The 12,664-nt window shown below is 41.6% G+C and carries 7 protein-coding genes; all 7 read left to right on the plus strand.

From position 1 onward, the window contains the following. Positions 1–361 precede the first annotated feature (361 nt). The 7 genes from EIH25_RS12200 to EIH25_RS12240 all read left to right on the plus strand — a co-directional run bounded on the left by EIH25_RS12200 (position 362) and on the right by EIH25_RS12240 (position 12,547). The gene (locus tag EIH25_RS12200) at positions 362–1,714 is read left to right on the plus strand and encodes an AAA family ATPase (RefSeq protein ID WP_124101373.1); all 1,353 of its coding nucleotides are present in this window, start codon (positions 362–364) and stop codon (positions 1,712–1,714) included. Positions 1,715–2,097: 383 nt separating this feature from the next. Continuing rightward, on the plus strand, positions 2,098–2,334 hold the full coding sequence (locus EIH25_RS12205) for a helix-turn-helix transcriptional regulator (RefSeq protein WP_279254447.1): 237 nt from the start codon (positions 2,098–2,100) through the stop codon (positions 2,332–2,334). Between the two features lie 13 nt (positions 2,335–2,347). Then, positions 2,348–5,215, plus strand: a complete 2,868-nt coding sequence (locus EIH25_RS12210) for an ATP-dependent DNA helicase (protein WP_124101375.1) — start codon at positions 2,348–2,350, stop codon at positions 5,213–5,215. Between the two features lie 15 nt (positions 5,216–5,230). Next, a complete protein-coding gene (locus EIH25_RS12215) occupies positions 5,231–5,995 on the plus strand; it encodes a hypothetical protein (RefSeq protein WP_124101376.1) in 765 nt (254 codons plus the stop codon). A gap of 32 nt (positions 5,996–6,027) precedes the next feature. After that, positions 6,028–7,917 (plus strand): site-specific DNA-methyltransferase, encoded by a 1,890-nt coding sequence (locus tag EIH25_RS12640; protein WP_243113197.1) that lies wholly within the window; start codon positions 6,028–6,030, stop codon positions 7,915–7,917. Positions 7,918–7,923: 6 nt separating this feature from the next. Then, positions 7,924–10,569 (plus strand): DEAD/DEAH box helicase family protein, encoded by a 2,646-nt coding sequence (locus EIH25_RS12235; protein ID WP_124101377.1) that lies wholly within the window; start codon positions 7,924–7,926, stop codon positions 10,567–10,569. A 1,276-nt stretch (positions 10,570–11,845) separates the two neighbouring features. After that, positions 11,846–12,547: a hypothetical protein gene (locus EIH25_RS12240; RefSeq protein ID WP_124101378.1), complete on the plus strand. Its 702-nt coding sequence runs from the start codon at positions 11,846–11,848 to the stop codon at positions 12,545–12,547. Positions 12,548–12,664 lie beyond the last annotated feature (117 nt).

A 12,664-nucleotide genomic window follows, 5' to 3' on the forward strand; every position in this document is an offset into this window, starting at 1 on the left:
TGCCTTATGATTTTAACAGCCTTATGTTCTTGGAGGCTTTTCGGTTACTTGAGAAAAAATTAATAAAGCAATGATAATCAATCTGATTCTATAGTTTATGTGAGTGATAAAAACAAGCGTGAACACTTAGTGTATTTTGGGAATGAATATAATAAACGATATTAACGCTCTTTTACTTGATAAAAGTAGGGGAGCGTTGAATATTTCACTAAAGTAATTCTCGTAAACTGTTTTCATTGCAAGGTATGCGTTCTTGGAATGAAAACAGTTTGAAAAATCATAAACCAACCGACAAAATTATATTGAAAAGTTGATTTTAATGTGCTATAATATTATTGAAAAATCAGCATGGAGGTGCGTTATGCTATATCGTAAAATAGAATCATTGATTGAAGCGCATTTGAAATCAGAGTCAAAGAGAATACTTCTCATTGACGGAGCAAGACAGGTCGGCAAAACATATATCATTCGTTATGTGGGAAACAAGCTTTTTGAAAATTTTATAGAGATCAATATGGTTGAGGACAGTTTGGGGGACAGGCTGTTTGCCGAAACAAAAACCGTTGAGGATTTTTATCTTCAGGTGAGTATGCTTGCAGGCAATAAGATGAAATCAAAGGAAACTACGCTGATTTTTATTGATGAAATTCAGGCGTATCCGCATCTGCTGACTCTGCTTAAATTTTTGTCTCAGGATAATAGGTTTAATTATATTGCAAGCGGCTCGTTGCTGGGTGTTACGCTGTCGCAGACGACCTCAATTCCCATGGGAAGTATCCGCAAGGTGAGAATGTTTCCTCTTGATTTTGAGGAGTTTCTGTACGCCAATGGAATGAACGAAATAGCAATTTCCGCTATACAGAAAAAATTTAAACGGCTTGAAGCTCTCGACGAGTCTATGCACAGCAAAATGATGGATTTGTTCCGCAAATTTCTGCTTGTAGGAGGACTTCCTGACGCTGTAAATTCCTATATTGAAGAGAAAAATATTCAGTCGGTCAGAGAGATCCAAAGTGAAATTCACGATTATTACGCCGCAGATGCGTCAAAGTACGACGAGGAGAAAAAGCTTAAAATACGCCGTATTTACGACCTGATACCCTCTAATATGGAGAACAGGAAAAAACGTGTCGTGGCGCAGAGCATTGAGAACAAAAAAGGAAAGACCTTTAATGACTACGAGGACGAGTTTGAATATCTTATCAGCGCCGGAATCGCGCTTAATGTTCAGGCGATTTCAAATCCTGTTTTTCCGCTTATCGAATCTACAGGAAAGAATCTGCTCAAGCTGTATCTCAACGACGTCGGAATACTGACCGGAATCCTTTACGGGAACAATATCCGCGCTGTGCTGAATGATGAAAAAAGTATCAACCTTGGTTCGGTCTATGAAAGCGTAGTGGCAAGCGAGTTGATCGCGCACGGATATAAGCTATTCTATTATGACAACCGCAGCAAGGGCGAGGTCGACTATCTTATTGACGACTACGACAGCCTTTCCGCTGTCCCCATCGAGGTTAAATCGGGCAAGGATTATACCGTCCACAGCGCGCTGAACAATTTTGTTCAGAACGCGGATTACAATATCAAAAAAGCCTTTGTTGTGTCCAATGAGCGTACTGTTACAACAAAGGGTAAGATAACTTATATTCCGATTTATTATATTATGTTCTTTAAAAATGGATCGGGAGAACTGAAGAGTATGGGGCTGTGATAAATATATAGTGTTCATATCATATACTTTGGTCAAAGTGATTAAAAATATGTTTTTGAATGTGAATAGACAGTTTTATATTTCACAAGATACTGTTATTCGATCCTTTCCAATGTTAAACTATTGCCTAAAATGTCATGTCTTTATTTAGATATTTTTGTATTTTAATACTTTATATGTCTGTTGCTGTTTTCATTTTTCATTCTCTTAGCAGACTTTTTTCTAACTTATTTCTACCACTCTCTGTTTTCAAAGTAAATGTAACAACTAATCTGCCGTATTTACTTATAAAAATAACATTTGAGTTTTCGCAGTTATTCATTGATTTCGCAAAAAAAGTGTGTCATAATTTAATTAAATCATCGTAAAAATCGGTTATAATTATAAATAAGAAAGGTAAAAAACATGATTTTCAGTTACAAAAACTTTGGAAACTTTTAATTGATAAAGACATGACAAAGCAGGCTTTGTGTGAAGCTGCACATTTGAGTTCGTCTACTGTTGCAAAGTTGACAAAGGGCGAAAATGTGAGTACGGCGGTACTCTTGACAATATGTGAGGCTCTGCAATGCGATATATCCGAGATTGCAGAGCCTGTCGAAGCTACGAATAAGAAGTAGGAGCATTGATACTATGTTTGATTTTGGCAATGCAAATTCCTCACAGCGTGAGGCCATATCCTCTGCTGACGGCCCCGTATTGATAACAGCTGGTCCGGGTACAGGGAAAACCTATACTTTGGTTCAGCGGGTAATTTACCTTATACAAGAAAGAGGTGTCAAGCCGGAGCAGATATTTATTGCCACTTTTACGGAGAAAGCGGCGAAGGAACTAATCACCCGTATTACGAATGAGCTTGCTGTCCGCAATATCTCGGCGAACGTAAACGAGATGTATGTCGGCACATTCCACTCTCTTTGTCTGCGTGTACTAAAGGAAAACTTAGAGTACACACGTCTTAAGAGAAACTATCGCTTGCTCGATACGTTTGACCAGAAGTACCTCGTTTTTCGTAATATGCATAAATTCAAGATAATCGAGGGAATCGAGGAAGCGCTCTCAAAAGGTGGTTCATGGAAATGGTCGGAGGAAATCTGCAACTATGTAAATAATCTCTCCGAGGAATTGGTGGATGCGGATGCTTTAGCGGCAGACCCGGACATCGCTGTCCGTGCGCTTGCGGATATGCTGGTGACTTACCAGACACTTCTCACCGATGAGAACCTGATTGATTTTTCTGCAATTCAGACAGAGTGCTATAGGCTTTTGACGGAGAAACCGAATATTCTTGAGTCTCTGCGAGAAAAAATCCGCTACATCATGATAGACGAGTATCAAGACACAAACTTTATTCAAGAGCAGATTGTGTTCCTGCTTGCAGGAGAAAAGAAAAACATCTGCGTGGTGGGTGATGATGATCAGGGCTTATATCGTTTTCGTGGAGCGACAATCCGTAATATTTTGGAGTTTCCGTCCAAATTTGCTGACGGAGAGTGCAAGGTTATTCCTCTGGTGTTGAACTACCGCTCCGACAGCGATATTGTAGATTTCTACAATAAATGGATGGCTACCACCTATGGAGCGAAGTTTAAGTTTACATGGGACAAGTACCGCTATTCTAAGCGGATAGAGCCACATGAGAAATCGACCATTAAAAGCCCCTGTGTTGTGAAACTCTCAGGCAAGGACGATGAGGATGAATGGCATGAACGCATTCTCAGCTTTATCAACCGCTTGAAGGATTCTGGAAAACTTACGGACTATAATCAAATTGCGTTTCTGTTCAGTTCCGTCAAGCATCAGAGAGTGACTGCTTTGGCGGACTTCCTCGAAAAGAACGGAATCAATGTATACTCGCCACGTTCCGATATGTTTTTCAAGCGTGATGAGATAAAACTGACGCTCGGCTGTCTTATGTTGATGTTCCCAAGATATGTGCAGGGTTTGGAAACAGGCGAATATACTTTCCTGCAGCCGGAACATTGCTTCTATTATCGCGACTGTATTTTAGTAGCGAACGAGTATGTAAAGAAGACTGAAAATAAAGAATTGCTTCGCTTCATCAAACAGCACGGCAGGGAACATTATGGTTTGACGGGAACGACCGACTACGCATATTCCGGCTTGCTGTATCAGCTTTTTATGTTTGAACCGTTCTGCTCTATCCTCGACACGGATTTGAGCGTGGGCGTGGTGGATATTCGCCCAACAAGGAACCTTGCACTTTTAACGCAAGTCATCGGGAAGTATGAGTATTTGCACAGAATTGATGTCTTTAACGGCAAGTACATAAATATAAACACGGAGCGGCTTTTTAATCTTTATCTCCGCTTGCTGTATGACGGTGGCATTTCGGAGTATGAGGACGATGCAGAGTATGCACCGCGCGGCTGTGTTTCGTTCCTCACAATTCACCAGTCCAAGGGTATGGAGTTCCCAATTGTATTTGTGGACTCGCTCAGTGGTACGCCGAGGAAGAGCTACAAGGATTTGATGAATGATGTGGAGGAGAGATATTTCCACCGTCCTGCATTCGAGCCTGCCGACCAGACGAAATTTTTTGACTTTTGGCGGCTTTACTACACGGCATTCTCCCGTGCGCAGGACTTGCTTGTTCTGACCTGCGATGAGAATGCACGAACTCCGAGTAAATATTTCACAGACACCTACGAGAAACTCGTGAGCGTGGACAATCCGGCGTTTGACTTGTCGGAGTTTAAGTTCAAGACGGTAAAGAAGGTGAATATCAAGGATACGTTCTCGTTTACCTCACATATCACGGTTTACGAAACCTGCGCCCTGCAGTATAAGTTTTATAAGGAACTGGAGTTTATGCCCGTGCGTGAGAACGCTATGATGTTCGGTACGCTTGTGCATGAAACGATTGAGGATATACACCGAGCGGCTATCCGCAAGGAGGAGCATTTAATCAACGAGGCGAAAATCAAGCAGTGGTTTGAGAACAACTATGTATCCTTGATTAAATCCGAGCATACCTACCTTGCCGAACCCCAGAAGCTGGCGGCATTGAAGCAGGTTTTGAGGTACGCCGAGCGACAGAACGGAAAGTGGGATACCATAAGACAAGCGGAGGTTGACGTCAGCCTTGTACAGCCGGACTACATCATTGAGGGCAAGATTGACCTTGTACGCGGTGTTGACGGTACAGTTGAGCTGGTGGATTTTAAGTCGGAGCGCAAGCCCGATATGGTGAAGATGCGTGAACGTTTGGAGCATTACCGCAGACAGCTTCATATCTATGCTTATTTGATTGAGCAGAGAACCGGGCAAAAAGTCAGCAAGATGAATCTCTACTATACGGGAGAGGAGAACGGCAATCCCGTTATTTCGTTTCCGTATACCAAGAGTGCCATTGAGGGTACTGTGGCGGCGTTTGATGATACGGTGCATAAGATATTAAGGCATGAATACAAGCACTGCTCAGATAATCCGCAGACGTGCAGGAACTGCGACTTCAGATATTACTGCCAAGGCAAATGACGAAAGAGAGGGTTTATGGCGGAACATAGAATAAAACGAGATGGGATTATATACACCATACCTAATGATGAGCTTTTTGAAAGACTGAAAAGTGGTGACGCCATCATTGATAAGCAAGGGCATCTTGTTGATAGAAAGACAGGAAATATTATCAAATGGCTCGATTTTAGAGCCGATGAGGACATGACACACGTGAAGAAGTCATTGCCGCAGCAGCCCGTAAAAAGCGGACCTACAGTATCAGAAGGGCTAAAACAAATAGCGGTCAATGCCTTTTTAGAATTAATCGACCGGGCTGTTGATAAATTCTTTTATGAGGTTCTGCCCGGTGTATGGAAGGAACATATAGTGCCATTCTGCCACGATGTAAAAGATGCTTTAACAGCAAAGGAATTGAAAGTAGACTCTGTCAAGCCAAAAACAAAAGCTGCGGAGCTGCTTGCAAAACAACAGGCTCAACCGAAGGTGCCGATGACTACGGAGGAGATAGATGCTGAGAAGCGAAAAGCCGTGTATCATTGGCTCGGCATGATGGAGAGCTTAACAAAGCTCCATAATGCAGGAGAAATTGAGGATTTGAATGATACATTGGCACAGCTTACAAGTCCTGCAACACTGCAAAAAGTAAACGCCTACCTTGGCGAAAATCAGAACCTGCTTGAGGTGGACAAATATCTCACGTTGCAAGGTCTGCTTGGCAGGGATTTGTACAAAGAAAAAGTGTATGTGCCGATTGAGGCGATAGAAATAAAACAAATAGCATCAAGCTATGAACAATGATTCAATGATAAAAACATGGAGGACTAACCACAATGGAAAACGAACAGCTTACTTTTGAGTTTCAAGAACGCCCTACTATCAAGGGTTTCCCCGAACTGCGTTGGACGGGCAAGCGTCCGTACCGCTCCACGCAGTATTATCCTGCACAGCTCCGTGAACGCTACGGTGAGGAACAGGGCAACTGGATAAATAAGATTTTCTGGGGAGATAATCTGCAGGTTATGAGCCACTTGCTTAAGGAATACCGTGGGCAGGTTGACCTTATTTATATTGACCCGCCGTTTGACAGTAAGGCAGATTATAAGAAAAAGATTGAGATAAAGGGAATTGGTTCTGCCGAAACAGATAGTACTACCTTTGAAGAGAAACAATATGGCGATATTTGGACGAATGACGAATATCTCCAGTTTATGTATGAACGTCTTATAGTTCTGCGTGAACTTCTTGCGGATACAGGATGTATTTATCTTCATTGTGATTGGCATAAATCTCACCATTTAAGAATGCTTATGGACGAGGTTTTCGGTGTAAACAAATTTGTCAATGAAGTAATTTGGCATTACTCAGGTGCAGGAACTCCAAAGGGATGTTGGGCTAAGCGCCATGATAATATTTTTGTGTATTCCAAAACAAGTAACTATTGTTTTAATGCAGATGCAGTTAGAACAGAATATGCAGCGACAACAATAGAACGTTTTAGTCATGCAATAAATAATGTGCGTAATGGAATAAATTTTGGGTCGCAATCACTTAATCCTTTAGGAAAATATCCAGAAGATGTACTAACAGTTGCGATTGAAGCTCCATCTGCTAATGTGCGAACTGGATATCCTACACAAAAACCGGAGACGTTGATTGAAAAAATAATAAAAGCATCTTCCAATCCCGGTGACCTTGTTTTCGACTGCTTTATGGGCAGCGGCACTACGCAGGCTGTCGCTATGAAGCTTGGACGCCGCTTTATCGGTGCGGACATAAACCTCGGTGCAATTCAGACTACCACTAAGCGGTTGATTTCTGTAGCAAAAGAACTGAACGTACAGCAGAAAGCCGAGCCGCAGCTTACGCTTTTCCAAGGCGGCAAGCAGACTGACGATGAGGACAAAGGCTATCTTACGGCGGCGAGTGCGGGCGGCAAGGAGAACTTGAGTGCCGAGGAAAAAGCACAGGTAGCGGAGTATTTCAAGTCAAAGGGCGTTGATGTGAACCTGCCGCAGGAAGATGTGAAGTACACGGGTTTTGAGGTCTATAACGTCAACAACTACGACTTTTTCCGAAATCCCGTGGAAGCTCGTGACTTGATTATTCAAGCTCTCGAAATACAGCCGTTCCCGCAGTCGAGCGTATGGGACGGTGAGCTTGATGGCAGAATGGTGAAAATTATGCCCGTCAACCGCATAGCCACCAAAGCGGACTTGGAGGAGCTGAAAGCGAATCTTCCATATAAGACCTACGAAAAGCGCCGTGAGGAAAATTCAAAAGAGCCCGTGGAACTTATTACCATTGTTTGCATGGGACATGAGCCGGATTTAAAGGCATCTTTGGAGCAGGAACTCTCCGACTATAAGCTTGATATCAACATAGTGGATATTCTCCGTGACAAGTCAGAGCTCGAACTCAAGCGTGAAGCCGAGGCGGAAATTGTCCGTGAGGGCGGCAAGCTGGTGATTCGGCAATTCTATCCCATGAACCTCATGCAGAAGCTCTCGCTCCAAAAAGAGTATGTCGAGGATTGGCGTCAGCTTGTGGAATCCGTTATGATTGACTGGAACTATGACGGCGTGGTTATGCAGCCGACCGTTATGGACGTTCCCGACAAAAAAGAAATGGTAACGGGCGTTTATGATATTCCCGATGATGCAGGCACGATTAAGGTAAAAATCACAGACCTGTTATCCGAATCCATCGAAGTGGAGGTGTAAAATCCTATGGCAGCAAAGCAAAAACAACAGTTTGTTGAGGACTATGCGTTTTACGAGCAGCTATGGTTTTACTACACCAACAACCGAGGTAAAATCCGCTCCCGTTATAACGACCTCACAAAGAAGTTTCTTGCCTACAACGACAAGAACGAAAATAAAGATGCGTTTCTCCGACAGCCGCAATTTGAAGCCTTGGAGATGTATATCTTTATCAAGGAATTTATGGGCAATGCTCATATGTTTGAGATGTTTGACGACTGGCGCAAGCGTGAGGGAAAATTCTCCGACCGTTCCTACTACACCATCCACAAGGGTGGTCAAGGTACACTTATTGACTTGGGCGATGAGCAGAACGAAATCATCTTCAAGCAAATGAAAAAGTACAAAGAGAAGTACCCGAACTACATCTATGCCCTCACGATGGGACTTGGCAAAACTATCCTCATGGCAACTTGTATTTTTTATGAGTTCCTTTTGGCTAAGAAGTATCCGAAGGACAAGAGGTTTTGCCATAATGCGCTTGTGTTTGCACCGGATAAGACGGTTCTTGAATCCCTGCGTGAGATTATGACTTTTGATAAAACTAAGGTTGTGCCTCTGGAGTATGCCCGTGTGCTTGACTTTAATATCAAGTTTCATTTTCTTGAAGAGAGCGGCATCACGCTCCATACGATTGACGATTCCGATTTTAACATCGTAATCTCAAACAATCAGAAAATCATCGTCAAGAAAAAGCGTAAGACGGATAAGCCGACAGATATGCTTTTTGGCAGTGGTTCTCTGCTCGCCGATATATACGGAACAGACGAGGACGACGAAGACGATGCATGGAACGATGCTTCGCTGATGGATAATCAGCGTTTCAAGAAGCTCTGCCGTCTGCCGCAGCTCGGCGTGTATGTGGATGAGGCGCATCACCTTTTTGGTGCGAATCTCGAAAAAGAACTGCGTTCGGGCAGCGGTAACAAAACCACGCTCCGCAATACTATAAATATGCTTGCTGAGGCTACGTCCATCGTTGCTTGCTACAATTACACGGGTACGCCTTATGTCAATAAGCAGGTTCTGCCGGAGGTAGTTTATGCCTACGGCTTGAATGAATCTATCGCGCACGGTTTCTTGAAAGATGCCGACTTAAAGGGCTACGATAACGTAAAGAACGAGGAATTTCTCCGCGATTCTATTAAAACGTTCTGGGAGCGTTACGGCGGAAAGACCTACGAGGGACTTTTGCCTAAACTGGCGATATTCGCCGCTACCGTGGCAGAAGCAACAGATGTTGTGCGACCTGCTGTGGAGCAGGTTTTGAGCGAACTTGGTATTCCGCTTTCTACGATTTTGGTGAACACGGGTGATTCTACAGTTACCAAGGACGAGGATATTCGCAACTTCAATAACCTTGACGTTGTCGGTACCGAGGGCAGTAAGAAGCAGTTTATCATCTTGGTTGAAAAAGGACGAGAGGGTTGGAACTGTCGCTCTCTGCTTGGAATAGCACTGTTCCGCAGTCCGAAGTCAAAAATCTTTGTGCTTCAAGCTACGATGCGCTGCTTGCGTATGCTGACAGATGAACAGTTAAAAGCCTCTGTATTTCTCTCCAAGGAAAATTACGACACCTTGGACGATGAGCTTCGCAAGAACTATAACATGGAGATTTCCGACTTTGGCAAAACCTCCACAAAGAAAAAACAGGACTACAAGGTTCGTGTACTGCCACCTCCGAGAACCGTTCGCATGAAAAGAATATGGCACGAGTACGAGCTTATAGAAAAGCCGTATGAAGCTCCGATTAACTTCAGTTTGGACGAGCTTGACGAAACGCAGTATGAATCCAAGGTTTACGAAAAAGACAGTCTGCGCTTAAATAGAAGCGCCAAGGAATCAAATATAGATGACATCAAGCAGCAAATGAGGTACAGCGAATTTTCTCTCACGGGAGAAATTGCTCGTTACTTGAACAATGAGAATGTATCTTGCTTGATAGTTTCGAGAATTTTGTGTGAGTCTGTTGACGGAGCGGAAAACGTAGTTGCAGCAGTAAACCGCCACAATGAAATCTTGGACGATGTTATAATTCCTACGATTTTCCACGCTTTGTACGAGGTAAAAGGTACACAAAAGAGCGAGGACGTGGATGTCGTTCTGCTGCGAGAGCCGAAGGTTGCTGGCTACTATAAGTTCTCTGCATTTCCTGAACTAGTTATCACAAAGGACGAGAAATACTTGACACCAGACGAGGTTGCAAAGAGCTTCCACGCTGATACCTATTGCTTTGACTCCAAGCCAGAGCGTGAGTGCTTCTTACAATATATCTCAAGTCAGAAGGTCAAGGAGATTTATTTCACGGGAATGTTTACCTCTAATCAAGGCGACCTCTCCGTGCAATATTATGATCCAGAATCAAAGCGTGTACGTCAATATTATCCTGATTTCATTGCACTGATGGAAGATGGCTCTTATCAGTTGATTGAGGTTAAGGGTGATAACATGATAGACAACTCCGTTGTCCGTGCAAAGAAAGCCGCTGCTGAGGAGATGTCTTTAGCAAGCGGTATGAAATATCTGATGTATCCCGGAAGTCTGCTAATGAAGACGAATGTGCTTGAAGATCCAGATTTCTATCAGAGCAGTTTCACTGAGGATTTTATTTGAGTAAAGTCGCATAGGTAATATATTATGTCAAGCGATAAGATTGTTATTTGTAATTTAAAATGATTCATCTTGTGATGATTGGAATCTATTCCAGCAGAAACATTCAAGATAGATTCATATCATACCTATCAACCAAGATGCGGTTTCAGAGCATCTCGAATCGCTTAAAGATGACTTTTGCATTTGTTACCTACACCTTTTATTGAAATTTTACTTATACTATTAATTATGGAAAAAAATCAAAAGTGTTTGCATAAAGCTTTAAGAATTATCTGAAGGAACATAGGCCTGAAAAGGCTGTGCGGTTTTCAAAGTTGGGTTATGAGATCAACGACAGCTTTGTTAATATTCCGTTGTATCTTGCCGGGAAAATACGGGATATGACGGAGTGATTCAGCGTACCGAGAATATGTATTTTTAGAAATATAATATAATTACAGCCAACAGCAAACCCGCCGCAGACCGTTAATTTTCAGTCTGCGGCGGGTTTTTTATTTTATGTACAGCCTATTCGCAATCTCAAGCATCATTATGCAGTAATCAAGCTCTGTTTTCAATGTTGTCGGTAACGTGTCCTGTCACGGTTATATCCATCAGCGTTCCCATGCTGGAATTAAGGGCTACATTTCCGTCAATTTCAATATAATTTTTATAACTTGTTTTGACTTTACAATTACAACGTAAATCCTTTCTAAAGTGTTGACATCAGATTTTGCATCAGAGTATAAATATTTTATAGACTTTGGCATTAAATTTTGCTTTTCTCATCAAATAAACCTAATTAATCTCAAAACAGCATATACTCAATGCATAAACAGTTGCACCGTTTTAAACATATTTTTACATGGGTTTGCGTTTGTTTATATTGTACAAAGATAATATACTTGATTTGATTATGAATAACAAAGTCTGCCAAAAGATATTGTATTTTATTACACCGGCTTAATAAGTTGTATCATTAGCGGACTGCTCCAATATGTTATAAACTTGCTGTGCTTATGGATATTTCTATTAAAATGGAGGGAGTTAAGCTGTTTTCTTGCAAAAATATTTACAGAATATTCACAAGGATTCCGTGGACTGGATTGTATTATAAACGAAAAGCTTTTTATATAACGGTCTGTTAAAAAAAGAAAGAGGAGAGCAGATAATGCGCAAGAAACGGCTAATCTGATTTTAATACCTTAAACTGTAAGATCACGGTATCCCTCAGAGGATATACCGGAACCAACGGCGTTACAATTACAGGTAACGCGCAATAAATAGGAGATATGAAATGCGCAAGGTCCTTATAATAGTTTTTATATTAACTGTAATGTCATCATGTTCAAAAGCTCCCGACGAAGTAAAAAGGGAGGAGGAAATACTGAATAACAATAATCAGGCTCAGTCAGCTGAGCTTGATTATATATGCCTTGACGAAATTAGAAAAACCAGTTCAGAAAGTTTAAAGTTAAATAATACAAACGTAACTGTTGATAATGTAATTATCGGAGAAGGGAATGTAATGCCCGCATATAAAATATCTCCGTATAATCCTAACTTTGATGATCTGAAGGATTTGGTTTATCACTTATATCAGGAAGAATTCTCTCTTGACTCACCCTTTTGTGAATATAATATTGGGGGAAGGCGGTATGATGAAAATGATCCGGAAAGTGATATTAATCCTCACAGCTTTATAATGTATATGGGAAAGAATATGGATATGAGCCGTTCGCTTATTTATCATGAAACAGGATATTCATTTTATAACAGAGTTGCAGGCGGGGATCCGTATAGATTTACTGAATTGTTCCCTATAGAAAAAAGGTATAGGGTAAATTTAGGTCAAAGCCTTGACGATGTCAGTTACAATATGCTTGACGGAAGCGATTGGGGAATAAAAGACGCTGCTGAATTTGCTCAGGATTTTGTCGATGAATATTTGGCACCGCTTGAAAATAATTTGTTTACATATTCAATGACTGTTATTTGACAAGCAAAACACAAAAAAGTGACAAGCAAAATCAAAAAAAAGCAGTGAAATGTTTCAATGTGTTAAAACAATCACTGCTTTTTTGTATTTTTTAATACTGTTAAAACGGATAAAAAG

The sequence above is a fragment of the Ruminococcus sp. Marseille-P6503 genome (genome assembly GCF_900604945.1).
Taxonomy (GTDB): domain Bacteria; phylum Bacillota; class Clostridia; order Oscillospirales; family Ruminococcaceae; genus FB2012.